This is a genomic window from Pseudostreptobacillus hongkongensis (assembly GCF_001559795.1).
Classification (GTDB): Bacteria; Fusobacteriota; Fusobacteriia; order Fusobacteriales; family Leptotrichiaceae; genus Pseudostreptobacillus; species Pseudostreptobacillus hongkongensis.
Window position 1 is genome coordinate 1 of the sequence record NZ_LOHY01000025.1, and the last position, 289, is coordinate 289.

Here is a 289-nt window from a genome sequence, read left to right on the forward strand (position 1 = left end):
CTGATCATTTAACTGTATGAAAGGTCGATAATAGAACTGAAGTATTACAAGTAGTGTGTGGTGCAACTCATCATAAAGAAGGAGAGACAGTTGCAATGGCACAAATAGGTGCAGAACTTGATAAAGAATTTGTGATTAAAAAAGGTAAGATAAGAGGAGAAGAGTCAAATGAAATGCTTTGTTCTGAAACAGAATTAAAAGTAGGTCCAGGAAATGATGGCATAATAATATTCCCAGAAGATACAAAATTAGGTATACCTTTAGATGAATATGATGGTTTAAATGATAC

At 32.9% G+C, this 289-nt stretch carries 1 protein-coding gene; it reads left to right on the forward strand.

Annotation, left to right across the window (positions count from 1 at the left end):
* Positions 1-53: 53 nt before the first annotated feature.
* The coding region (locus AYC59_RS01030; RefSeq protein ID WP_245620598.1) for a hypothetical protein at positions 54-289 on the forward strand (236 nt) is incomplete at its 3' end.